The organism is Variovorax paradoxus B4, assembly GCF_000463015.1.
Classification (GTDB): Bacteria; Pseudomonadota; Gammaproteobacteria; order Burkholderiales; family Burkholderiaceae_C; genus Variovorax; species Variovorax paradoxus_E.
On sequence record NC_022247.1, the window covers coordinates 3297589 to 3321077 of the forward strand.

General features: G+C 69.2%; 23 protein-coding genes. 4 read left to right on the plus strand and 19 right to left on the minus strand.

Annotation, left to right across the window (positions count from 1 at the left end):
- Positions 1 to 6: 6 nt before the first annotated feature.
- The 8 genes from VAPA_RS15400 to VAPA_RS15435 form a co-directional block, all read right to left on the minus strand.
- Positions 7 to 663, minus strand: a complete 657-nt coding sequence (locus VAPA_RS15400; RefSeq protein ID WP_021007692.1) for an HAD family hydrolase — start codon at positions 661 to 663, stop codon at positions 7 to 9.
- Positions 664 to 697: 34 nt separating this feature from the next.
- Positions 698 to 2602 carry a chorismate-binding protein gene (locus tag VAPA_RS15405; protein ID WP_021007693.1) on the minus strand — a complete coding sequence of 635 codons (1905 nt, stop codon included), beginning with the start codon at positions 2600 to 2602 and terminating at the stop codon, positions 698 to 700.
- 2 nt (positions 2603 to 2604) lie between these two features.
- Positions 2605 to 3138, minus strand: coding sequence for a formaldehyde-activating enzyme (gene fae, locus VAPA_RS15410; RefSeq protein WP_021007694.1), 534 nt, complete (start codon positions 3136 to 3138; stop codon positions 2605 to 2607).
- A gap of 42 nt (positions 3139 to 3180) precedes the next feature.
- The gene (locus VAPA_RS15415) at positions 3181 to 4011 is read right to left on the minus strand and encodes a formylmethanofuran dehydrogenase subunit C (RefSeq protein ID WP_021007695.1); all 831 of its coding nucleotides are present in this window, start codon (positions 4009 to 4011) and stop codon (positions 3181 to 3183) included.
- A complete protein-coding gene (gene fhcD, locus VAPA_RS15420; protein WP_021007696.1) occupies positions 4008 to 4970 on the minus strand; it encodes a formylmethanofuran--tetrahydromethanopterin N-formyltransferase in 963 nt (320 codons plus the stop codon). Before fhcD ends, VAPA_RS15415 begins: the two co-directional genes overlap by 4 nt.
- Before the next feature lie 14 nt (positions 4971 to 4984).
- Complete coding sequence (locus VAPA_RS15425) at positions 4985 to 6670, minus strand: formylmethanofuran dehydrogenase subunit A (RefSeq protein ID WP_021007697.1); 1686 nt, start codon at positions 6668 to 6670, stop codon at positions 4985 to 4987.
- Positions 6667 to 7899, minus strand: a complete 1233-nt coding sequence (locus VAPA_RS15430) for a molybdopterin-binding domain-containing protein (RefSeq protein WP_021007698.1) — start codon at positions 7897 to 7899, stop codon at positions 6667 to 6669. Before VAPA_RS15430 ends, VAPA_RS15425 begins: the two co-directional genes overlap by 4 nt.
- A 231-nt stretch (positions 7900 to 8130) precedes the next feature.
- Positions 8131 to 8871, minus strand: coding sequence for a HisA/HisF-related TIM barrel protein (locus VAPA_RS15435; protein WP_021007699.1), 741 nt, complete (start codon positions 8869 to 8871; stop codon positions 8131 to 8133).
- A gap of 29 nt (positions 8872 to 8900) precedes the next feature.
- Between VAPA_RS15435 and VAPA_RS15440 the strand changes: the two genes are divergently transcribed.
- From VAPA_RS15440 to VAPA_RS15450, 3 genes are read left to right on the plus strand one after another with little or no spacing between them, the layout of a single operon-like run.
- Entirely contained in the window at positions 8901 to 9890 is a 990-nt protein-coding gene (locus tag VAPA_RS15440) for an ATP-grasp domain-containing protein (RefSeq protein WP_041946127.1), read from the plus strand.
- On the plus strand, positions 9877 to 10977 hold the full coding sequence (locus VAPA_RS15445; protein ID WP_021007701.1) for a hydantoinase/oxoprolinase family protein: 1101 nt from the start codon (positions 9877 to 9879) through the stop codon (positions 10975 to 10977). Before VAPA_RS15440 ends, VAPA_RS15445 begins: the two co-directional genes overlap by 14 nt.
- Positions 10977 to 11576 (plus strand): amino acid kinase family protein, encoded by a 600-nt coding sequence (locus tag VAPA_RS15450; protein WP_021007702.1) that lies wholly within the window; start codon positions 10977 to 10979, stop codon positions 11574 to 11576. Before VAPA_RS15445 ends, VAPA_RS15450 begins: the two co-directional genes overlap by 1 nt.
- 3 nt (positions 11577 to 11579) lie before the next feature.
- On the opposite strand, the gene VAPA_RS15455 is transcribed toward VAPA_RS15450, so the two are convergent.
- The 5 genes from VAPA_RS15455 to VAPA_RS15475 are packed head-to-tail and all read right to left on the minus strand — an operon-like array spanning position 11580 to position 17037.
- On the minus strand, positions 11580 to 12284 hold the full coding sequence (locus tag VAPA_RS15455) for a (5-formylfuran-3-yl)methyl phosphate synthase (RefSeq protein ID WP_021007703.1): 705 nt from the start codon (positions 12282 to 12284) through the stop codon (positions 11580 to 11582).
- Positions 12281 to 12865 carry a DUF447 domain-containing protein gene (locus tag VAPA_RS15460; RefSeq protein ID WP_021007704.1) on the minus strand — a complete coding sequence of 195 codons (585 nt, stop codon included), beginning with the start codon at positions 12863 to 12865 and terminating at the stop codon, positions 12281 to 12283. Before VAPA_RS15460 ends, VAPA_RS15455 begins: the two co-directional genes overlap by 4 nt.
- Entirely contained in the window at positions 12862 to 14340 is a 1479-nt protein-coding gene (locus VAPA_RS15465; RefSeq protein WP_021007705.1) for a DUF6513 domain-containing protein, read from the minus strand. Before VAPA_RS15465 ends, VAPA_RS15460 begins: the two co-directional genes overlap by 4 nt.
- Positions 14319 to 14972: a flavoprotein gene (locus tag VAPA_RS15470; protein ID WP_021007706.1), complete on the minus strand. Its 654-nt coding sequence runs from the start codon at positions 14970 to 14972 to the stop codon at positions 14319 to 14321. The genes VAPA_RS15465 and VAPA_RS15470 overlap by 22 nt, the downstream gene beginning before the upstream one ends.
- Positions 14973 to 14991: 19 nt before the next feature.
- Positions 14992 to 17037: a sigma-54-dependent Fis family transcriptional regulator gene (locus tag VAPA_RS15475; protein WP_021007707.1), complete on the minus strand. Its 2046-nt coding sequence runs from the start codon at positions 17035 to 17037 to the stop codon at positions 14992 to 14994.
- Positions 17038 to 17341: 304 nt separating this feature from the next.
- Here VAPA_RS15475 and VAPA_RS15480 point away from each other — a divergent pair, with 304 nt between their 5' ends.
- A complete protein-coding gene (locus VAPA_RS15480; protein ID WP_041946129.1) occupies positions 17342 to 17773 on the plus strand; it encodes a dihydroneopterin aldolase in 432 nt (143 codons plus the stop codon).
- Positions 17774 to 17850: 77 nt separating this feature from the next.
- On the opposite strand, the gene fae (VAPA_RS15485) is transcribed toward VAPA_RS15480, so the two are convergent.
- The 6 genes from fae (VAPA_RS15485) to VAPA_RS15510 all read right to left on the minus strand — a co-directional run bounded on the left by fae (VAPA_RS15485) (position 17851) and on the right by VAPA_RS15510 (position 23428).
- Positions 17851 to 18363 (minus strand): formaldehyde-activating enzyme, encoded by a 513-nt coding sequence (fae, locus tag VAPA_RS15485; RefSeq protein WP_012748178.1) that lies wholly within the window; start codon positions 18361 to 18363, stop codon positions 17851 to 17853.
- Between the two features lie 83 nt (positions 18364 to 18446).
- Positions 18447 to 19385 carry a triphosphoribosyl-dephospho-CoA synthase gene (locus VAPA_RS15490; RefSeq protein ID WP_041946466.1) on the minus strand — a complete coding sequence of 313 codons (939 nt, stop codon included), beginning with the start codon at positions 19383 to 19385 and terminating at the stop codon, positions 18447 to 18449.
- Positions 19386 to 19387: 2 nt separating this feature from the next.
- A complete protein-coding gene (locus tag VAPA_RS15495; protein ID WP_021007710.1) occupies positions 19388 to 20338 on the minus strand; it encodes an ATP-grasp domain-containing protein in 951 nt (316 codons plus the stop codon).
- 2 nt (positions 20339 to 20340) lie between these two features.
- Entirely contained in the window at positions 20341 to 21348 is a 1008-nt protein-coding gene (gene mch / locus VAPA_RS15500) for a methenyltetrahydromethanopterin cyclohydrolase (protein WP_021007711.1), read from the minus strand.
- Positions 21345 to 22514 carry an ATP-grasp domain-containing protein gene (locus VAPA_RS15505; RefSeq protein ID WP_230558875.1) on the minus strand — a complete coding sequence of 390 codons (1170 nt, stop codon included), beginning with the start codon at positions 22512 to 22514 and terminating at the stop codon, positions 21345 to 21347. The genes mch and VAPA_RS15505 overlap by 4 nt, the downstream gene beginning before the upstream one ends.
- Positions 22511 to 23428, minus strand: coding sequence for an NAD(P)-dependent methylenetetrahydromethanopterin dehydrogenase (locus VAPA_RS15510; protein WP_021007713.1), 918 nt, complete (start codon positions 23426 to 23428; stop codon positions 22511 to 22513). Before VAPA_RS15510 ends, VAPA_RS15505 begins: the two co-directional genes overlap by 4 nt.
- Between the last annotated feature and the right edge of the window lie 61 nt (positions 23429 to 23489).

Here is a 23489-nt window from a genome sequence, read left to right on the forward strand (position 1 = left end):
CGCGGTTCAGCTGCGTTCCAGGATCGGCCAGCCGGCTTCCAGGGCCCGGGCGCGCAGGCGCTCGTCCGGCGCCACCGCCACCGGATCGGACACGGCGCACAGCAGCGGCAGGTCGCTGGCCGAATCGGAATAGAACCACGACTGCTCGAGCGCTTCGAGCCGCGTGCCGCGCGTGGCGAGCCACTGGTTCACGTGCATCAGCTTGTGGACGCCGAAGCACGGATCACCGTCGATGCCGCCGTCGAGCGTGTCGCCGATCACCAGGGACCGCGTCGCCAGCACGTCGGCCACGCCGAACACTCGGCCGAAGGGCTCGGCGATGAAGCGGGTGGTGGCGGTCACGATGGCGCAGAGGTGGCCCGCGTCCTGGTGCCGTCGCACCAGCGCGCGCATCGGCTCGGGCACCTGCGGCGCCATCTGGGCTTCGAATTCCGCTGCCCATTGCCGCAGCGCGGCCATGCCGAAGCTCGCGAGCGGCGCGACGCTCGCGCGATGCAACTCGTGGATGTCCAGCGTGCCGTCCACGTACTGCTGGCAATATCCCAGGTAGACCGTCTCGGCATCGGCCGGCAGCACGCCGCGTGCCACCAGGAAGCGCGTCCAGGCCATGCCGCTGTCGAACGGAATCAGCGTGTGGTCGAGATCGAACAGCGCCAGCTTCATTGCAAAACTGCACCGAACGAAACGGGCGCCCCGATCACGCGGCCGAAGCCTCGTGCGGCTGCAGTTGCTGCTGCGCTTGCGGCAGCAACTGCGCCGGCAGCACGCCGCGCAGCGCATTGCACACCACGAGTTTCTGCGCGGCCTGCAGGTCTTCCAGGGACAGGCTGCGTTCGGTGGCTTCCCATATCGAATCTTCGATCAGCACGCCGCGCATCACGCCCGGCAGTGCGCCATCGGCAACGGGCGGCGTCCACCAGCGTCCATCGATGCGTGCGAATACCGTGCTGCGCCCGCCTTCGACGAGCCGGCCGTCTTCGGTGAAGAACAGGCTGTCGAAAGCCCCGGCGCGTTCGGCGGCGCGCACGCCGGCATCGTAGTGCTGGCGCACGGTGGTCTTGTAGGCCCCCAGCGGGTTTGCATTGGGCAGCCGCTGGTCGGCAATCAGCAGCTTCACTGCGCCCGGAGGCAAGGGCGGCAGCGGCGAATGCGTGATGCCGATGCGCCCGCCGTGCGCAAGCGCCAGCCGCAGGCGCGACGGCTGGCCTGGCGCGAGCGCGGGCAAGGCCTCCCGCAGCGCCTGCATCGCGGCATCGCGGTCGAACTGGAAGCCCAGCGCACGCGCGCTGTGCGCCAGCCGCGCCAGGTGCCGGTCCAGGTGGCGGATGCCTTCGCCGGGCGTGGCCAGCATGGTTTCGAAGAGCTCGAAGCCGGGGTCGAGCGCGGTGAGAAAGCGCGCCTTGAGCAGGCACTCCCCGAACTCGTCGGCGGCGTTGCTGTCCTGCACGATGCCGGCGCCAATGCCCAGCCGCAACGGCCGCAGGCCCTGTGCCTGCGCGCCCAGCGTGAGGGTGCGAATGGCCACCGACAGGCAGAAGTCGCCGATGGCCGCGCCGGCCGCCGGCGCATCGATCCAGCCGATCGCGCCGCAGTAGAGGCCGCGCGGCGTACTTTCGAGTTCGCCGATCCATTCCATGGTGCGATGCTTGGGCGCACCCGTGATGGAGCCGCAGGGAAACACCGCGCGCAGCAGTTCCGGCATGCCGACGCCGGCGCGCAGCCTGGCCTGCACGGTCGAGGTCATCTGAAACACCGTGGCATAGGGCTCGATGGCAAAGAGCGTCGGCACCTTCACCGAGCCGATGCACGCCACGCGGCCGATGTCGTTGCGCAGCAGGTCGACGATCATCACGTTCTCGGCGCGGTTCTTGGTGTCGACCGAGAGCAGGCGCGCCATCTCGCTGTCGCCCTCGGGCGCATCGGCGCGGGCCGCAGTGCCTTTCATCGGGCGCGCCGTGAGCACGCCCGCGTCGTGGCGCAGGAAGAGTTCGGGCGAGCACGAGAGCACGTGGGTGACGTCGCCCTCGCCCGCTTTCTGGCTGCCTTCCGGCAGGGCGATCAGCGCGCCATAGGCCACCGGCTGCCGCTCGCGCAGGCGCCGGTACAGCGCCACGGGCGAGCCATAGCTTCGGCCGTGCAGCCGGTAGGTGAAGTTGACCTGGTAGGTTTCGCCCGCGGCGATGGCTTCGTGGATGCGCGCAATGGCTTCGGTGAAGGCCGGCTCGTCGATGCTGGGCTGCAGGTCCATCACGCCGACGGGCTGCGGCGGGCTGGCCTCGCGCGGTTCGAGCCCTGCCAGCCAGTTGGCGACCTCGTCCGACGAGAGCATGGCGCATTCGCGGAACATCAGCACGCGCAGTGCCGAGGCATCGTTCGCGGCAAGCCGCGCCTGCCCCGCCCGCTGCAGCCTGGCGCCCCATTCGTAGTCGGCCAGCAGCACCGCGTGCAGGCCCTGCCGCAGGTCGGCATCGATCCGCGCCCAGGTCGCATCGAGGTCGCGCGCGTCGACACACAGGTGCTCGCGCACGAACCCGGTGTGCAGCCGGCTGGTGGGCCGCGCGGGCGTCGAGCCGCAGTCGTCGAGGAGCGCGAAGGAAGGCAAGGTCAGCTCCAGTCGTCCATGTCGTGCTTGATGCGGTGCCGGTTGGCGATCAGCTCGTCCACCGACGGCTCGTTGTTCAGCGCGCGCCGGATCGCGAGCTTGGTGGCCTCGTAGTTGGTGCGGTACATGTCTTTCTTGTCGAGGTCCTGGTCCTTGGCGCAGCGCGGATCGATCCACACCAGGCTGATGATGCACAGCGTGTTGGCGTGTTCCCTGGGAATGATGCCCTCGATCAGGCAATCGACCACCGCATCGGCCGTTGCGCTTTGCACCACGCCGCCGAACAGGTCGATGTTGGCCACGTCCTTCAGCGTGACCTTGGGCACCATGATGGTCGCGGGCCGCACGAGCTGGTTGCAGGCGCGAATGGCGAACATCGCGGTGTGGCCCTTGCTCTGCGCCATCATGTTGGCGAAGGCCTGGCCCACGGGGCCATCGGTTGCGCCGATCAGGATCTCCGGCATGGCGTCGGTGAACTGGCCTTCCTTGGCAAGAACCGTGGCTTCGCCTGCATGAAAAAGATAGGGATGCGTCATGGAAAGGAATTCAGGAGTGGTTTGAAGAAAGGCCGAGACGGGTCACAAGCACACGATGAGTTCGCCCTTGCCTTCAGCCGAAAGATCGCCCCGGTGGCGTTCGATGCGGCGCGCGGGCAAGGTCGCAAAAGGTCCGCCGTGGCGCGCGAGATCCCGCGACAGCAGGGCCCAGAACACCGGCGTTGCAGTCCGGTTCGGCACGAAGGTCAATGCTGCCTCGATCCCCGCCGGCAGCGCCGCGTCCGGCCCTGCGAAGACGATGCTGCCGCGGCGCATGCCGTAGCCTGCATGCGCGCCGACCTTGCCACCGACAGCGATCGTACCCGCCACCATGCGCGAACCCAGGAACGCGCCCGCATCGCCATGGACCAGCGCGGATCCGCGGCGCATGCGGTCGCCGAAGCGCTCGCCCGCATGGCCATGGACCACGAAGGTGCCGCCGCGCATGCCGTCCATGCTGCCGGGCAAGGTGCTGGCCGCGAAGTCGCCGACATCGCCCTTCACGTCGATGAAGCCGCCGACCATTTCGCAGGCGGCCAGCAAGCCGGCCCGGCCATCGATCTGCAGCGCGCCGCCGCGCATGCAGCCGCCCGCATAGTGGCCCGCATCGCCCTCGACGCGGATGCGCCCGCCGTCCATCTGCCAGCCGATGCGGTCGAAGCGCCCGAGATCGCCTTCGAAGCGAAGCGTGCCCTCCTCCTTGCCCGACGCGACGTCGAACAGTTCGGCCAGCGCCAGCATCGCGTTGCCGTGGCCCACGGGCAGCTGCCCGACCTGCGCAGCCGAGAGTTCCGCCAGCGCGGCCGGCGTGACGCCGCGCAGATCGACACGCAAGGCGGGCGCCTGCCGCAGCCTGAAATGCCATCCGCTCATGGCGCATCTCCCGCCGAGCCCAGCAGCCTGTGCAGATGAAAATGGAACGGACCCAGCTTGCCGCCATAGTTGCCGGCCGAGATGCGCAGCAGCCCGCCCGCCGGTCCGATCGCAATGGCGGCTTCCATGCCCACGCGCATGGCGGCGCCCACGTCGGCCTCGGTCAGGCCATCGATCACGATTTCCATCACGCAGCCGATCTCCTGTGCGGACGCTCCGCCCGCCAATTCGCTGTGCGCCACCAGCCCCACGAGGCTCGGGCAGAAGGCGTCGTTGGTCGAGGCATTGAGGTTCGCATAGCGGCTGCCGACCTTCGAGCCCGAGCGCACCACGCCGCCCGGGAACGGCATCACCACATTGGGCAGCCGCTTCATCGCCGCCACCGCGGCCTCGGCGGCGGCCAGCGCCGCATCGGTGTCGCGCGCCAGCAGCAGCAGGTTGCCGCCGCCCACGGCCTTCACCACGGGCGTGTCTTCCTGTGCCACGAACTCGCCGTCCATCACCGGCACGCGCCAGTAGCGCACGCCGTCGATCACCTTCGAGATCTGCCAGCCGTCGCCGAAGAAGCGCAGGTTCTTGCCGAGCGCGGCCACGTCGCTGCCGGGCGCGCCTCGCGGCAGGCCCGCGAACACCGCCGTGGTCGGGCAGGTCAGCACGCACTGGCCGACGCGGCGTTCGAGCTGCTTGCCGAGCTCCTTGCCCGACATCGAGAACATCAGCACGCTCACGCCAGGCCGGCCATCGGGCGATTCGTCCGGCGCGATCTCGCGCTCGATGCCGGCCTCGCAGCCGCAGGCGATCACCGAGGTCGCGAAGCCGGTGGCCGACACCGCCGCATGGCGCGCCCACGCCATGTTGTGCGCCGTGATGAGGATGCGCGTGGCCTTCATCGGAAAGGCCTCGGCGAAGGTTTCGTCGATGACGACGCCGTTGCGCTGCAGGGATGATTGTGCCGTCATGCCGCCCCCCGCCTTCACGACGACGCCTCCTTGAAGCACTCCGCCGGCAGCAGGCGCCCGCCGTTGCAGCACTGGCACAGCTCGTCGTGGCCGATGGCGATGTGGTCGAAGTTGACCGACCCCTGCGCCGCAAGATGCCGGCGCAGCCGCTTCTCGATGCCGCGGTCGTAGTCCGGCGCGACGAAGTGCGTGCCGCCCACCGGCGCCGCCGTGACGCGGCCGGCGCGCGAGACCAGCACGCCGTCCTTGAACACGTATTCGGGCGTCGCGAACATGGCCTCGCGGTCGGCGTTCTCGCGGTACACCGCGATGTCGGCCGCGGCGCCCGCGCCCAGGTGGCCGCGGTCGCGCAGGCCCAGCAGCCGCGCGGGGCCGGCGCGGGTCATGATCGCGATCTCGTAGAGCGAGAGCTCGCGCGTGATCGAACGCAGCGCAGCCTGCGCCGCCACTTCGGGATGCAGCTTGGCGAGCTGTTCCTCGCGGAAGCTGCGGTCCATCAGCAGGCGGATCAGGTGCGGATAGCTCGTGAACGGGCCGCCGTTGGGATGGTCGGTGGTCAGCACCACGCGCCACGGATCGTCGACCAGCAGGAAGATCTCCAGCCCGATGACCCACTGCAGCGCATTCACGTAGCTCTGTTCGCGGTAGCGGAACGGCACCACGCCGCAGCCGGCCTCGCATTCGATGTCGGCGCCGATCCACTTGCGCGGATCGGCCAGGCCCGACTGTGCATGCTGGCGCATGGTGTCGCCCGAGGCCGTGACGGTCTGGCCGAACATGATCTGGCCCACGTCGATGCTCACGTTCTTGTTCGCGTTCACCACCTCCGCGAGCTGCAGCGCGGCCGAGGAGAACTTCTTCGGCCCCTCGGTGCCATAGGCGTGGAACTGGATGTGCGTCAGGTGCCCGGGCAGTCCGTCGAGCGCGGCGATGGTGTCGAGCGTGGACTGGATGTTGCCGGCCACGCCCAGGTTGCTGCCGTGGATGTGCAGCGGATGCGGCACGCCGAGCTCGCGCAGCGCGCGCGCCAGCGCGTGCACCACCTGCCGCGGCGTGACCTGCCAGTGCACGTGGTTCTCGTCGACGTCGAGCTTGCGCTGGTTGAACTTGAAGGCCGAGATGCCGCCGGGGTTCACCACCTTCACGCCCATCGCCTTGCTGGCGTTGATGGTCCAGCCCGCATAGTCGCGGATGCGCTCGAAATCCCAGCCCTCGGCCAGCATGCGCAGGAACAGCTCGTCGTTGCCGAGCATCACGTAGGCGCCGTGGTCGAGGATCGGCGTGTCGCCCATCTCCATGTGCGCATGGCGCGCGTTGCAGGCCATCATGGCCGGCTCGAAGGCCGCCGTGTAGCCCATCTCGACATAGCGGTAGCCGGTGGCCAGCGTGCCCGGCGTGCAGGTGCCGCATGAGGCGAGCTCGAGCACGTTGTCGGGCAGTGCAATGGGGTTCGCATTGGCGCGGTGGTCTTCGGGCAGCAGCATGCGCGCGAGATTCACCTTGCCGCCGCCGATGTGGGTGTGCATGTCGATGCCGCCGGCCATCACGATGCAGCCGCGGATGTCGATCTCCTCGGTGGCGGCTTCGTTCGGCGCGAGGTCCACCATGCGGCCGTCGCGCAGGTACAGGTCGCGCAACTCGTCGCGGCCGTTCGCGGGATCGATGACGCGGCCGCCGCGCAAGCGTAGCGTCGTCGTCATTGCACGTGCCCCTTCTTCAGCGCCTGCACCGCCTGCGTCAGGCGCCGGACCACCTCGCCCACGCTCGGCAGCCCGTCTTCGTACACGGGCCGCAGCGGCAGCAGCACCGAACCGTCGGTGCGGAACAGATGGCCCGCGGAACCGATGCCGGGAGTGGAGACGGGAATGAACACCAGCCCGTGCGCATCCTGCGGCAGCTGCATACCGGGATGGCCGAGCACGATGCGCGGTATGCCGGCCGGCGGCGGCGCGGGCTCGGGGCCATAGCTCGATACCCACAGCAGCGTGTCGACCGCGCCATCAACCAGCAGGCGCTGCGCATCGAAGCACAGCGGCTCATGCTCGAGGCCCAACGGCCCTGCGCGCGAACGCAGCGGCAGGCCCGAAAGCCAGGCGAACACCTGGTTCACGGTGGAAGCCCCGTCGCCACCGCCCAGCGGCAGCGAGGCCGCGCGCGTGCTGCGGTTGAGCGTGGCGACAATGCGCTGGATGGCCTCGACGATCAGCGCGCCCTGGGCCGGCAGCCGGCCCGATTCATACACCAGCACCGCATAGCGGGCCGCCTTCAGGCGCGCCGAGAGCGCCGCCAGATCGGCCGGCACGCGGGCATCGTCTTTCGAGATGCGGCCCGCGACGAGTGCCGCGAGCAGGGCCACGGTGTCGAACAGGTCACCGTGCGGGGGCAGCGTCTCCACGGCCACGTCCTCCCGCTCGCCCACGCCGAAGCGGCGCAAGAGCTCCGGGTAATGCGCCGCCGGTTCCTCGGTCATGCAGACGATCAGGTCGGCCCGCGTCCTCACTTCCGCCAGCGTGGTGCTGAAGCCGCCACGGTCCTGCAATGCGCGCAGGCCATGCATCAGCGCCTGCCCCTGGGCCGGGTCGCAGATGGCGCCGGTTTCGCAAGCCAGCGCATAGAGGGCCCTCGCGCCAGCGACGTCGGTGCCGAGGCCGCCGAACAGGGGCTGCCGGCTGGCCGCGAGCAGCGAGGCCGCCGTGCCGAGCGCCGTGTCCAGGTCGCAGTCCTGGCCGTCGACCCGGGGCCGCCCCGCGCTGGCTGCGGCATCGAAGTTGGCCAGCGCATTGCGCGCGCGCGGGCAGTCGCTGCCCACGAGCTTCAGCGGCGTGCCGGGCGTCCCGAGCTCGACGCCGAAGGTGTCGCACAGCAAGGGGCAGAACGGACAGGTCCAGGGCGCATTGCCGGGAAGCGCGGCAGTGTCGGGTTCATTCATGGGCAGGCCACCACGCAAGCCATGTGCCATTCACCCCGAGGCCGTCGCGCCTTGGGACAGGGCCTGGATGACACACACGATGTGAGACAGAGTGTTGCGCTTTTGGCGGTCAATGCGTGCCGGCAGCGGCCGGCGGCAGTGCAAGCGAGCCCGCCGGTGGATGGCACGGTTCGTGTGTACAGCGGGCTGATGGCACGCCTCACCCACCCTCGTCGCACCGGCTTCGGCAGATCAGCGGCGCACGCGCGGCAGTTGCAGGTCGTGCAGGGCGCTGGCCACCAGCCAGGCGTCGGCGCCGGCCGCGCTCGCGCACGCCAGGTCGTCCTCGCTGCGGATTCCGCCGGCGCCGATGACCGTGGCGCCCGGCGCCAGGCGTCTCACCTCCTGCAGGGTTTCCAGGTCGGGGCCGGCGCCGGAACCGACGCGCTCGAGCGTCATCACGATCAGCCGCTTCGGCCACAGGTCCACCGCGTCCCAGCAGCCGGCGGCATCGAGCCGCTGGCCGTCGCGCCGGTCCAGCGACAGCGCCGCCCCGGGGTCATTCGCATCGGTGCCATTGCCGCCCGTGGCCTCGAAACAGCGTTCCAGTGCCTCGCGCGACCGCAGCGATTCGCTGCCGAACACCAGCACGATGCGCGAGGCATATGGCGCCAGTTGTTCGCGCAGCGCCTGGCCGGCCGATGCGTCCGCGAGGCCGGCATCCAGCCAGAGCTCGATATCCGGCAGCGCCTGCAGCAGATCGGCCAGCACGCCGATCTGCACCGCCCCGCCCTGCAAGGCGTCGAGGTCGGCCACGTACAGCTGCCGGGCCGCGCAATGCTCGCACAGGATGCGCGCCACCGTCACCGGATCGCTGCTGGCGCACAGCGCAGACACGATCGGCCGGTAGGCCTTGCGGTCGCCGCGCACGGCCCGCACCACCTGGCCCTTCAGCAGATCGACGACAGGGATCAGGTTCAGTTCGGAAGTCATGGGGAAGAGCCCGGAAAGTGGATGATGAAATGACGAAACGCGTTTTTGTTTACGAGTATCTCAGCGGCGGCGGCTGGAGCGACTATGGCGACGACGCCGCGGCCGACGAGCTGCTGCCGCTGGGCCTGTCGATGCGCGATGCCATGGTGGCAGACCTGGTGCGCGCCGCCGATTGTTCGGTCTCCGCGGCAGTCTGCGAACCGGGGAACACCCTGCCTGCAGGTGCCGTGCCATTGCGAGCCCGTGCCAACGAATCGGCCTTCGACTTCGTCGCGCGGCAGAGCGCGCTGCACGACCTGGTGTGGCTGGTGGCACCCGAGACGGACGGCCTGCTCGCGCGCTTCCAGCGCACGGTGGGCAATGCGCGCTGGCTGGGCTGCAGCGCCGAAGCCATCGAGCTCACGGCCGGCAAGAAGGCTACGCTCGCACACCTGGCCGCCCACGGCGTGCAGACACCGCTGGGCTTCGCCGATGCTCCGGACATCGCGCGCTGGGTGGTCAAGCCCGACGACGGCGCCGGCGGCGTGGCCACCCACGTGCACAACCGCCACGCCGATGCGCTCGAAGACCAGGCCACGCGCACGCAGGCCGGCGCCACCTTGACGCTCGAGCCGTGGATCGAGGGCGAAGCCCTGAGCCTCTCGCTGCTGTGCACGGAGCAGAATGCCGAAATGCTGAGCATCAACCGCCAATGCATATCTATCGATGCGCACGGCAGGCTGTCTTTCGATGGCGTGAAGGTCGACGCGGTGGGCCGCGGCGATCCGCGCCGGCATGACCTGGCCGCGCTGGCCTTGCAGGTAGCGCGCGCCATCCCCGGGCTGCGCGGCTTCGCAGGCATCGACCTGGTCTGGCATCCGCAGCACGGGTCGGTGGTGATCGAGGTCAATCCGCGTGTCACCTGCGCCTACGTCGGGCTCTCTGCGGCGCTCGGCCGCAACCTGGCGGCGGAACTGCTGGCAGACCGCCTGCACGGCGGCAGCACTCAAGAACGGGAACTTGCGCGTGCCGACGCCTGAACGCACCACCATCGGCTGGGACATCGGCGGCGCCCACGTCAAGGCCTGCCTGCTGCACGGCGGCGAGGTGGTCGACGTGGCGCAGTGGGGCTGCCCGCTCTGGCAGGGCCTCGACCATCTGGCGCGTGCATTGCAGGCCGCCGGCGCGCGCTGGCCCAGCCTTGCGGCCGCGCAGCATGCCGTCACCATGACGGGCGAGATGGTCGATCTGTTTCCCGACCGCGAAGCCGGCGTGCGCGGCATTGCCGCCGCGCTGGCGGCCTCGCTTCCTGCCCAGTCGGGCGCGCTGCATTTCTTTGCCGGCGATGCAGGCTGGTGCGCTGCCGCGGACGTCGCACGGCACTGGGAACACATCGCCTCGGCCAACTGGCTCGCCACCGCGCGGCATGCCGCGCTGGTGTTCCCCGAAGGCGTGCTGGTCGACATCGGCAGCACGACCACCGACCTGATCGCCTTCGGCAACAGGGGCGTACTGACCACCAGCCGCACCGACGCCGAACGCCTGGTGAGCGGCGAACTCGCCTACCACGGCGTGGTGCGCACGCCGGTGTGCGCGTTGACCCAGCGCATCGAATGGCGCGGTCAGGCAAGGCACGTGATGAACGAGTTCTTCGCCACCACGGCCGACGTCTACCGGCTGTGCGGCGAACTCGACCCGGCGCACGACCTGTACCCCAGCGCCGACAACGCGGCCAAGAGCCTGCCGGCCACGCGCCAGCGTCTTGCGCGCATGGTGGGACTGGACGAACGCGATGCATCCGCTGAAGAATGGCTGGACCTGGCGCGCGCCTGGCGCGCGGCACAAGTGGAAGCCATCGGTGCCCAGCTGCGCCGCGTGCTGGCGGCGCATGCGCTCTCGCGCGAGGCCGTCGTCGTCAGCGCGGGTTGCGGTGCCTTCCTGGTGCCCGACCTGGCGGCCGTTGCCACGGAAGCCGACGGCGCGGGCTCCGTGCCGCGCCGCTTTGCCGCCTATGGCGCCGACGTGGCGAACGTGGCCCGGCATGCGCCCGCGGGCACCGCCGCCTGGGCGCAGGTGTGCGCGCCGAGCGTGGCGGTGGCCGCGCTGTTCGAAAGGGAGCACGACTGATGTGGGTGGTCAAGATTGGCGGCAGCCTCTGTGCCGATCCGGTGCTGCCGCAGTGGCTCGATCTGCTGACGCAGATCGGCGGCGGCCGCGTGACGGTGGTCTGCGGCGGCGGCACCTTCGCGGACGAAGTGCGGCGCGTCCAGGCGCACTGGCAGTTCAACGACCTCGCTGCCCACAACATGGCGGTGCTGGCCATGGCGCAGACGGCGTACCAGCTGCATGCGCTGAACCCGGCGCTGCAGCTGACCGCGCGCAAGACCGAAATTCCGGACCTGCTGAGGCGCGGAAAAACCGCGCTGTGGCTGCCGCTCGAATTGCGGCGCGACAAGCCGGACGCCCGCACCGGCTGGGACGCCACGTCGGACACGATCGCGCTCGACCTCGCCAAGCATCTCAATGCCGAGCAGCTGGTGCTGGTCAAGTCGTGCGCCATCGATCCTCAGATGACGCTGGGGGAGCTGGGCGACGCCGGCGTGGTCGACCAGCAGTTTGCCGAGCGCTCCGGCGATGCGGCGTTTCCGATCACCCTGCTTCACAAGAACCAGCTGGCGACCATGCGTGCGCTGCTGCTGGGCGAGACCACCTTCGCCCCGCGCTGAAGTTCAGGCCGACGCGGGCTCCACGGCCTCGCCATGCAGCAGCACGGCCAGTGCCGCCAGGCGCTCCGGGCTAAGAGCCGCCTTGCGGTCGCCCACGCAGACGGCGCTGCGAAAGCCCGCGAAGTCCGGCGCCAGCGACTGCAGCAGCGGGACGTGCGCCGTGCGCAGCGCACCCGCCACGCCGGCCATCCGCCCCGCGGCACGCACCTGGGCGAGGAAGGCGCGCAGCTCCACCATCGGCACGGCATCGAACAGGCTGCCGGCCTGCTTGTCCGCGGTGTCGACCATGAGCCCCGGAAACCCGAGCGTGCAGGCATGCGCAGTCAGTGCGGCATCGAGCCCGTGGTCGGCAATGAAGACCGGCACCACCGGCCAGTTGCAGGCCGCTAGCGCATCGAGCACCGCAAAGGCCTCGGGCCCGCGCTCGATGCCGACCTTCACGTAGTCGACGCCGCAGGCGCCCACCGCGTCCACCTGCGCCAGGATGCCGTCCAGCGCATGCATGGGCAGATCGCCGATCGTTGCGCTCACGGGCAGGCTGATCCCGTGCGCACGCAGCGCGCCCACGACGGTGCCGATGGTTGCCACCGGCAAGCCGCCCAGTGCGCCTTCGTTGGGTTCCTTCAGGTCGATGAAGTCGGCGCCGCCGCGGGCCGCGAGCAGGGCCTCGTCCACGCTGCGCACGCTCACCAGCATGCGCATCGTCATGATGTGCGCTCCCGGGCGGCGCCAGCACGGTGCTGCGCGACCGCGGCGCGCAGCCACTCCCAGGCCTCGCGTTCCTCAGGGCCGGCGGTCTTGTCGATCGCGATCTGCAGATAGGTCATTTCGGTTTCCACTTTCTCGGGAGGGAGCATGTGCAGCCGGCTCACCAGCACGGCGCCTTCGATCACCGCGGCCTGCGCGCGGTTGAAGCCGGCAAACGGCGCATGCGTGGCCTCGTGCACGGCCACCATGCGCAGCACCGGCCGCTGCACGTCGTCGCGCTGCTCGGCCAGTTCGAGTTCGACGTGGCGCAGCGCAGCGGCGAGCCGCACGCCTTCGATGCGCTCGGCCGGCAGCGTGGGCCACACCTTGCGGCCGGTCACACAGCCCGCGAACACGCGGGTGTCGCAGACGATGTTCAGCACCGCATGGCCGGTGGCCACGATGTTGTCGTGCGTCGTCGAGGGCTTGAACGGCATCAGCAGGATGCCGCCCTCCTGGTAGCGGATACCCATCGGCGCCACGTGCGGTTTGCCGCCGGGGGCCACGGTGGTGACCACGGCTTCGAAGATCTGGTCGTTCATGAGGATGATGGCGCGGTGGTGGTGCTCGTGGCGCCGGTCTCGGCCGCGCTGTTCTTCTTCGATGTCTTCATGGTGGTTCCCGGTGCGCACCAGCGGGCGAGGTCTTCGGTGGGCCGCGGAGCGGCGCAGCCCCAGTCGAGCGGCTGGTCCTGCACGTAGCGCTTGCCGAGCTGCCAGGCGATCTCGGCGCGCGCCAGCTCCACGCCCATGTAGAACGCATGGTCGGCGTCGTCCTGCAGCTTGAGCTGCGGCCAGAGTTCGAAGGCGCCCTGCGCGAGCCGCATGCCGTCGCGGTTGTATACGTGCAGGCCCAGCGGCGAGATCTGCACGCGGAAGTTGGGGTCGCGCACCTGCGAGGCGATCTCGCCGATTTCTTCGGGCGTGTCGGGGAACGGATGCTTGGCGTGCACCGTCATCAGCGCATCGCTCATGCCCTTGGGCAGCGTGGCGTTGCGCGCTGCGGCATGCATGATGCGGCGCGCCCAGTCGGCTTCGCTCACCGCGCGGCGCGCATGCTGGCTCACCTGCGTGGTCAGCACGGCCGCCACGTTCAGCTCGGCGGCAATGCCGAACAGCAACGCGTTGATGCCGCTTGTGTCGGCCTCGGTGAGCTCGGTGAGGTTGCCCACGCCCAGCATGATCGGCGCATCGGGAAAGCGCTCGCGCAGCCGGTGGTAGCGCACGATGGATGCGGTCAGGCCGAACGGTATCGGGTCAAGGATCGAATCGGCCAGGAAGGCGCGGCCGCTGCGCTGCATCTGCGCCACCGCTTCGTACAGCGATTCCTCATCGACCGGAACGCGCGGTATCAGCACCGGCGTGGCCGCAACCTCGTCGGCAATCCAGAGGCTGTCGAGCGTGAGGCTCAGCAGGTAGTCGGCGCCGGCCTTGCCGCCGAGCAGCAGTTCCTGCGTGTCGCTCGAATCGACGCTGACCTGGAAGCCCGCGGCCTTCAGCGCCTGCACGCTCTCGGCCAGATGGTCGAAGCGTGTCTCGGGCAGGCAGCCCAGGTCGATGACGTTGGCGCCATCGGCCGCGAGCTGCTGCGCGCGCTCGATGATCTGCGCCACCGAGAGCCGCGGCGCGTCGACGATCTCGGCAAAGATGGCGACCTCGTAGTCGCTCAGGTCGACCGCGCGCGCGCTGCGGTTGAAGTGGCGCGGCAGGTCTTTCAGTTCCTGCGGGCCGCGTTCCACCGGAACGCCGAAGTGAAGGCTCAGGGCCTCGACGTCGCCGCGGCAGCGGCCCGGCACCATGATGCGGTCGGCGCGCCGCGGTGCAGCGCCCTCGCCTTCACCCTCGCTGAACACCGGGGCCGCAACGCGGCGGCGGATCATGTCGGCCGTCATCAGCGCCGCCACCTGCAGTCCGATCTCCCGTACCTCCCATGTGAACGGTGCCGCCTCGATCCCGGCCAGCACCCGCGTGAGGCTGGCTTGGGCGAGGCGCCCGGTCAGGAAGACGATGTGTTCCATGCGAGAGAAAGTTCCTTCAGGCGCGTGTCGAGCGCAGTCTCCAGTTCGGCCGGTGAACAGACCACCTGGCAAAAGTCGATGCCGCGCAGCCGCTCCACGTTGTCCAGTTCGATGCGCCGCGGACGCAGCGTGACCCAGTCATGCGGCGACTTGGTCACCACCACCGGTTCCGTATCGCATGCAAACACGATGCCAGGAATGCCGAGCTTGCCGGCCTGCGCAAACATGTTGGTCGGCAGCGAGTCACTGATGCCGAACGCGCACTTGGCCACCGTGTTGCTGGTGGCCGGCGCCACCACCACCGTGTGATAGACGTCGTCGTAGAGCATGCCCACCGGCACGCCGCTGGCCGTCTTGTCGCGAAAGACACGGAAGCGCGGTTTCAGCGCCTCGATCTGCAGCTTGTAGATGGGCAGCACCTCCTCGGCAGCGGCCGAGAGGAACAGATCGACCGACGGCAGCCGCGCCGCGATCGCGAGCGATTCTTCGAGGAAATGGCCCGAACCGGTGATGCACCAGGCCAGCCGCGAGCGCGGCGGCGAGGCCGCCAGCGGCCCTTCCCCGTCTTCGGAAGCCAGCGCGGCGCCGCGTGGATCGATCTTGCCCGTGCCCGTCGGCTCCCCGTGCGTCATGTCTGGCGAGCCCTTCGGCTCAATCGGGTGGAGAGATTTCGATGTGAAGCTTGTGGAGTTTTCGGTACAAGGTGTTGCGGCTGACATCGAGCGCCTTGGCGACGTTGCTCACGTTCCAGCGATGCTGCTCGAGCATCTGCAGCAGCACCTGCCGCTCGTTGGCCTGGATCGGGTTGAGTTGCTTGATGGCGGGCGCGGCATTGGACGGCGCCGTGTCCGCCGCCGCATCGGCCGGATCGGACACTGCAGCATGGGCCAGCGCGGGCAATGGCGATGACGCGGGCCGCGCGGCCAGCGAAGGCAAGTGCTCCCGCGTGATGGTCTTGCCGTCGGCCAGCGCGGCAGCGCTGCGCAGCACGTGGCGCAACTGCCTCAGGTTGCCAGGCCATGAATAAGCCATGAGCAGGCGCTCGGCCTCTTCGCCGAGCCGGCTGTCGCTGCCGCCTTCGTCCTTCAGCACGTCGTGGATGAGCTCGCGCTTGTCGCTGCGGTCGCGCAAGGGCGGTAGGTCCAGCTCGATGCCGGCGAGGCGGTAGTAGAGGTCTTCGCGGAAGCGTCCCTCGCGCACCAGGCTCGGCAGATGCTGGTGGCTCGCGCTCACGAGCTGGAAGTCCACCGGATGGGTTTCCTCGGTGCCCAGCGGCGTGACCTGGCGCTCGTCGAGCACGCGCAGCAGCCGGGCCTGCAGTTCCAGCGGCATGTCGGCGATTTCGTCGAGGAACAGCGTGCCGCCATCGGCCTGCAGGATCTTGCCGCGCCGCCCGCTACGCTGTGCACCGGTGAACGCGCCGGCCTTGTAGCCGAAGAGTTCGGATTCGATCAGCGTCTCGGGCAGGCTCGCGCAATTGACCGCGACGAAGGCGCCCTCTGCATGCGGACTGCTCTCGTGGATGGCGCGCGCGAACACTTCCTTGCCCGAGCCCGTCTCGCCGCACAGCAGCACCGGGGTTCGGCGCGCGACCACGCGCCGCGCGGTGTCCAGGTGCGCCACCAGCCGCGCGTCCTTGAAGGTGCGAACGCTGGGCGCACGCGCGGCCGCTGGCCGCAGCGGCGCACGGAAGGACTCGACACCCGCCTCTGCCGCCATCGAAGCCGTGCCTGCGCCGGCCACGCGCGCACGCGCCGGCGTGGCGGCATCGGAGGCCGGCCGCCGCGCCACCGCGAAGAAGCGCAGCGCCGCGTTGGCCCGGTAGGCCACCACTGGATGGAATGAAGAAGAAAGGCTGCGCTGGACGATGTCTTCGAGCGACGTCTGGAACAGGTCGTCGATGCGCTGCGTGCGGATCTCGTCCATCGACTGCAGGCCCAGCTGGAACAAAGCGCTGCGATTGGCCGCGAGAATGCGCCCGTCGTCGCCGACCGCGAGCTTGCCCTCGTGCAGCGTGTAGACGAATTCGGGCCGGCTGTGGAAGTGCAGCGGATGCGCATTCGAGAAGCGCTTGTCGATGAGCCGGTTCTCGATCATGCGCGCCGTCATGCCCAGCAGCACCAGCACGTGCTGCTGCATGAGGCTGGAGCGGCTGGTCACGTCGAGCACGGCGATGATCTCGCCGGACGGATCGAACACCGGCACCGCCGAACACGTGAGCTGCGTGAAGTGGCTGAAGAAATGCTCTTCGCGCCGAACGGAGATCGGGTGCGCGGCGGCCAGGCAGGTGCCCATGCCGTTGGTGCCGGCTTCGGCCTCGCCCCACATGCCGCCGGCGCGCAGGCCCATGGGCTCGGCTTCGGCGGCGAACTCGGGCGAGGACACCATGTGCACGATCACGCCGTCGGTATCGGTCAGCACCACGGCGGACTCGGCATCCGCGAGCTGCTGGTAGAGCGTGGTCATCTCGTAGCGTGCGCACTCGATGACGTCGGCATGCTGGTTGCGGCGGCTCTGCAGCGCCGACGATGCAATGACCACCGGTTCGCGCGGTCGGCCGGGATCGAGCTGGTACTGGTTCAGGCAGCGGCTCCACGAGCGCGTGACCAGGTCGTTGCCCTCTTCGTGAAAGCCCCGTCTCACCACGTCGAGCACCCGGTCAGCGTGTCGATCGCCTTGTCTCAGCGTCAATGTCATTGAAGTTCTCCGGCGCGTTCCATCATGTCTCGATCAGCCCATTGTTGTGCCTGCGGGCCTGCCGCGCACCGGGTGAAACACCAAGCACTGGCAATGCCGGAGCGGGTCTGTTCTCTGGCCTGCATTTTGCGTTGATGAATCCTGCTGGGGTGGACTTGCATGCCGCCAGACACACTTTCAAACACATTCGAATCACTGGAGACACCACTTGAACACCAGCCCGCGTCCTTCCATCGCTCGCCTTTCCTCGAATGTCTCGCCGGCCTCGAACGCATCGCCCGACGCGGCCGAGGCATCTGCGCCCATGGACCTGATCTTCATCGAGGGCTTCAGCGGCCAGACGGTGATCGGCATCCACGACTCCGAGCTGCATCATCCGCAGCCACTGCTGATCAACGTGCACGCCGGAGTGCCCCGCGCACGCGCCTGCGACACCGACCGCATCGGCGACACCATCGACTACGGCATGGTGCGCGAACGGCTGGTGCGGCTCATGGCCGAGCACCGGCTGCAACTGCTCGAGGCCTTTGCAGAGGCCATTGCCGACATCCTCATCGACGAGTTCGGCGCCAGCTGGGTCCGCGTGAAGGTCGTGAAGCCGCGCAAGTTCGACGACGTGCAGGCCGTGGGCGTGCAGATCGAGCGCCACGCGCCCACGCATCGCGCTTCGAAGCTCGTGCACGGCGCCACCGTGCTGAACTTCCTTGCCAGTGGCATGGTCCCCGCCAAGCACTGAACACTCGACACGGCCGCGCCATGCGGCAGCAAGAAAAAAACCGACGCGGTTCACGCGTCGGTTTTTTGTTTTGCGGCTCAGAGGTGGGCTGCGAACGGGTGTGCCGTCGTACCCTTCTTGTCCACCACTTCCGCTGCCGTCGGCGAGCCGGCCACGGCACGCTGGATGGCCTCGCGCGTGGCCTGGTAGTTGTAGTCCTGGATCTTCTTGTCGTCGTCGGCAAGCCAGTGGATGAACACGCCGACGCAGATGAACAGGTTGTCCGCCTCCGCCATGGGGATGGTGCCATCCTCGACGCTGTCGGCCACCGCCAGCGCCACGGCGCGCTGCGCCGGCCCGAACATCTGCACCGCCTGCTTGGCGCCCTTGATGGTCACTTTGTTGAACATCACGGTGGCCGGCTTGGTCAGCAGGTTGGGAGCCACGACCGCGAGCAGCGAAGTGAAGCCGTCCTTGTTGTTCGTCAACGCGTTGGCGAAGGCGGTCTCGGCAGCGCTGCCGCGCGGTCCGATGATCAGGTCGATATGGGCTACTTCGTTGCCGTCGCCAACGAGCGATTCGCCCACCATCAGTCGATCGATTTTTGCCATGGTTTCGAGTCTCCTCTCAGAGGTCCAAGGTGATTAGGGTCAATACGACACCGGTCAGGAAGACCAGCGCAAAGCCATGGGTATCACGATCCGTGCCATCCATTCGCCGCCTCGCGCGCGGGCGCCGCGCACGAGCGGATCCAGCCCGAAAGCAGCAGCGCCGCCACGGTGAAATCGGCGCTGGTCCCGGGGTTGACGCCTGCGGCCTTGAGAGAAAGGTCCCAGGCGGCAAAGCCGGGGTCGGCGTCGAGTGCCACGCCCGCGCCGGCGCGCTCCCGCCAGGCCTGCGCCGCCGTCATGACAGTCTGTGCCACGCGCTCGCCGTGTTTTCGAACAATGTGTGAATCAGGAAAGGCGCTCAGACAAGCCAGGTAAAGCCGTTGGACGAAAGCCACAGTGGCGGCGTCGGGCGGCGCATCGACATCGGCCGGCGCGCTGCCGCAGCCCGCCGGATGGATCGGTTCCTGGAACGCCAGCGCGAACAGGTCCGCGAATCCGTCGCGGTACTGGCGTGCGATGAGGTCGCGGTCTGCGGCCAGCGCCATGGCGGCACGCAGATCGACGCTGGGTGCATCGCGCACGTCTTCGGCCGGCGCTGTCCCCAGTCCGCCGGGATGCGCATGCGCAATGGCGCGATAGGCGGCGCGGGCATCGTCGATGTCGAGCGTGGCCAGCACGGACTCCACCGCCGTGCGCAAGGCCGCAGGGGTTCCGGCGCGGGGGTGCTGCTCCACCGCGAGCGCAATCGGCGCGCACAGCAGCAGGATGCCGAGGTTGGTGTTGCACCCGGCCACCGCCCAGGTGGCCTCCACCGCGGCCTCGATGCGCTCGCCCACGCGCAGGCCCGGCTCGAACAGCGCGCCGGCCGCAGCCTGTGCACTGGCAATGAACATCGAGGCCTGCATGCCGTGGCCGGGCGAGGCCTGGCTCACGTTGCCAGGCTTGCGCACGGCAACGTCGAGCCAGCAGGCCCGCAGGAAGCAGGCCCGCGCGCGCTCCATGGCCGCCTGCCGCGCGTTCATCATCAGGCGCGGCGCTCCGGCGGCAGGCTCTGCTGCGTGAAGCGGCGCGCTTGCGCGAGCTTGCGGTCGAGCAGGTCATCGACGATGGCGCGCGCGATGTTGAACCCCGTGACGCGCTGCAGCCCCTGCCAGGCAGCCACGCCATTGACCTCGAGCACCTGGATCTTCGGCCCGCTGGCCGCGGCGATGAGGTCCACGCCCGCGTAGTCCATGTCGAGCGCCTGCGCTGCGCCTTCGGCCAATTGCGCGAGCGCGGGTGCCAGCTCGGCCGGTTCGCAGCGTGCGCCCTGGGCCACGTTGTGGATCCAGTGCGCGCTGACGCGCCGCATCGCCGTGACGGCGCGCCTGCCCACCACCATCACGCGCCAGTCGAAACCCGGCGAGGCCATGGGTGGCACGAAGCGCTGCAGATAGGCCAGGCCCGCGTAGCGGGCATCGATGTCGGGCATCGGATGATGAACGCCGTCGACCTCGCCCACCAGTTGCAGATTCTTGCCCTGCGAGCCGAACAAGGGCTTGAGCACCAGCGCGTGGCCCGCGGCCGTTTCGCGCATGGCGATGCGCCGCGCCTGCGCCGCCGATTCGGTGGCCCAGGTGGCGGGTGCGGGAATGCGCGCGGCATGCAGCAGCAGGCTGGTCATCGACTTGTCGACCGAACGCTCGATCGCGCGTGCATCGTTGTAGACCGGCACGCCGAGTTCGCGCAGGGCATGCAGCACGCCCAGGCGCTTGGTGACTTGCTCGAAGCTTCCGCCGGCGATGCCGCGCACCAGCACCGCATCGGGCAGCTCGCGGCCATAGCCGGGAATGACCAGGCCATGCCACGCCGCGGTGGTGTCGATGTTGCAGTCGGCCAGGTCGACGCAGCGCCCCACCGCGCCACGTGCGCGCAGTGCGGCCTGCAGCTGGCGCGTGTGCCAGCCGATCTCGTCGCTCATGATGACTACACGCATGGTCAGGCCTCCTGCAGCCACAGGCGCTGCAGCAGCGCCATGTCGGGCGCGCCGCCGTGCCAGGTGTTGCCGCTGTCGACGTTGCTGACCCACACCTCGGCCGGCGCGAACAAGGCGCCGTCGATCTTGTAGAAGTCGTATTCGACCTCCTTGAAGATCTCGGCGAACGAGCGCCCGTGGTCGCGCGAATTGCGCGACGGCAGCGCGCGGGCCAAACCGCGTGCCGCATCGTCGTCGCCGCGGACCGTCAGATGCACGCGGCCGCCGTAGAGAATGGCATCGTTGGTGCGGCCCATGGCCTCGACGCCATCGGCGCTCGGCGACGGCAGCGGTGCGATGCCGGCGCCATCGACGATGTTGCCCAGCGCAAAGCCCAGCTCGTGCGCCTTGTGCAGCGCGACCTCGAGCACGCGCGCCACCACCTGGGTGGTGCCCGCCAGGCTGGTGGTAGGCGTGAGGATCAGGGTCAGCGCTTCGGCGGCCAGGCCGCAATCGCGCAGCAGCTTGTCGATCACGATCTTCGGCGGAGCGCGATCGACTTCCAGCACCAGCACGCCGCATTGCGCATGGTCGCGATAGCCCAGTTCGGCAAAGAGTTTTTCCTTGACCGCCAGCGCGCGCGCCGGCCCCGAGCCGAGCGAGAAGAACTTCTTGCCGCCGGTCTCTTCCTTGGTTGCCGACAGGCTCCAGCCTGCGTACTGGCTGCCGAGGCAGGCCAGCACCGGCTGCGAGCTGCGCACGTCGAGCCACGTGGGCCAGCCCTCGGCGCTGCCGCCGCTGCGCAGGTTCACATGGCCCAGCCCGCCCATGCAGATCTCGCCGATCTGCAAGCCGGCCGCCACGCTGCCGCGCGCCTCGATGCCGGCATCGACGATGTGCGCGCCGGTGTCGTCACGGCGCACCTGCAGCCCGAGCGCATCGGCATCGGCCAGCAGGCGCTCGACCATCGGCCGGGCCAGCAGGTTGACGCTCAGGCCCGAAGCGGCCGCTGGCGGGGATGTGTTGCTCATGCCTTTGTCTCCAGTGATTGCAGCAGCCGCTCGCGGCCTTCGTTCAAGCGGGCGCGCACCTGCTGCGCGTTGCTGCCACTCGCGGTCAGGGTGCACAGGGGGTCGTCGATGTCGAAGCGCTGGCCGGCTTCGGGCAAGTCGCGGATGCCGGGCCATGCGGCGAGGCGCTGCGCCGCGGCCGCGTCGAGCTGCAACGGCTGCTGCGCGAAGACAATCTCGATGCCTTCGACCTCTTGCGCATGCGATGGCACCGGCGGCGGCAGTTCGCCATCCAGGCAGGCGCGCAGATGCGCCTGCATCACGCCCGGCGAACCGGCAGGCATTCTGTAGAGGCTCATGCTGGCCGGCGGCCTGGGATTGACTTCCAGCACGCCGATGGCATCGCCGTCGCGCATGAAGTCGAGGCTGCACAGGCCGCGCAGCTCGAACTCCGCAGTCAGCGTGCGCGCGATGGCCGTCACGCGGCGTGCCATGTCCTCTGCCACGGGCACCGGCCCGACGGCACCGCAGAACACGAAAGGCCGCGTGCCGAAGCGGCGCACAGTCTGTTCGTTGAAGCCGAGCACATGAACGTCTCGGCCGTTGGCGATGAAGGTGGCCGACATCGGCAGCCCCGGCATTTCGCGCTGGAAATAGTGGTGCGAAGATGGCGGCTCGTCCATCGACCAGGGCGCATGGCGGACATGCCAGCCGCCGCAGCCGTGCGCGTCCTTCATCAGCCATCCTGCGGGATCCTCGGGCGGCTGCAGCATCACTTGCGGAAAGGGTATGACGTGCGCCGCAAGAAAGCCGAAGAAAGCCGCCGGATCGCGCAGGCGCCGCACGGCGGCGGGCGCGGTGCCGATCAGCGGCAGCACGGCCGCGCCCTCTTCCAGCAATTCGGGCTCGCCTTCGAAGCCGCTGCCTGCGATCCAGCCCAGCACCGGCTCGCCTCCTTCGCCCTCCCGCGCAAGCGTGTGCAACGCGGCCAGGACGCTTTCGGACTCGATGTGCAAACTGCCCGGCGCCCCGATGGGCAACCAGCGCGACGCAGCACGGCGCGTGTCGACATCGCCGAACAGATCGAGCGCAATGACCTTGAAGCCGTCGCTTGCCGCCGCCTCGGCCATGGCGCGCGCAGAGATGGCGGCAACGGCAATCGCCTGCATTGCGCCGGCCTGCTTCAAGCCGTCTTTCCGGCCTGCTCGACCAGGAACGCGCGGGCCACCGCAAAGGCTTCGGGAAAGCTCAGCACCTGCGCTTTTTCGGCCTCGCACATCTGCACCAGCAGCCGATGCTGCGTCTGGTACTTGACGTTGCCCACCGCCAGCGCGCCGATGGCCACGGCCTGCGTGCCGGCCAATGGCTTGGCGTCGTCCATCACGCCCACGCCGGCAATGCCTTCGGGCGGCACGGCGTTCACGTCGGCCGCCACCTTGAGCCGCGTCGCGGCGCCGAGCGCCTCGCTCGATACGACCTGCACGCCCGCAGCCGCACAGGCCAGCAGCACGTCGGCATCGGCGATGGAGCGGCGCACGGCGTCGGGGTCGCCGCCCGAGAGGCCGTGCAGCTTCACGCCGAAGCGCTGCCCGGTTTCATCGGCCGCTTCCTGCGCCGCATCGATGCCGTTGCGGCTGGACAGGTACACCTCGGCACCGGCCTGCGCCGCGATCACGCCCGCCACGCGGCCCACCGGCCCCGTGCCGCCGAGGATCACCACGCGCTGGCCTTCCAGGCCCTGGGCGTGGTGACGCTTCAACGCGGCCTCGACGCAGGCCACCATGGCCGCGGCCGTGGTGTAGGCGCCGCTCGGGTCGGCCATCAGCGAGACGACGAAGGGCTTGACCATCGAGGTTCGTGCGCGCTCGAGCATGTCGGCTGCCAGTTGCGCATCGCGCCCGCCGATGAAGATGCCGGTGCGCGCCACGCCTTTCGGCCCGCGCGAGAAGATGGTGTCCTGCGTCAGCCCGGTGATGCGGTCCAGGCCCACTTCGCAGTAGGGCACGATGATCTGGTAGCCGGCGTCCGCTGCCATGTTGATGTCGAACGGACTCATCTGTCGGCCGGGGGTGAACATGTGGAGGATGCGGGGACGTTCCATGAGGGCCTGCGTTGGTGTGGGTTTGCGTGTGGAAGGATTGGCGATGGGTAAACGATGCGCG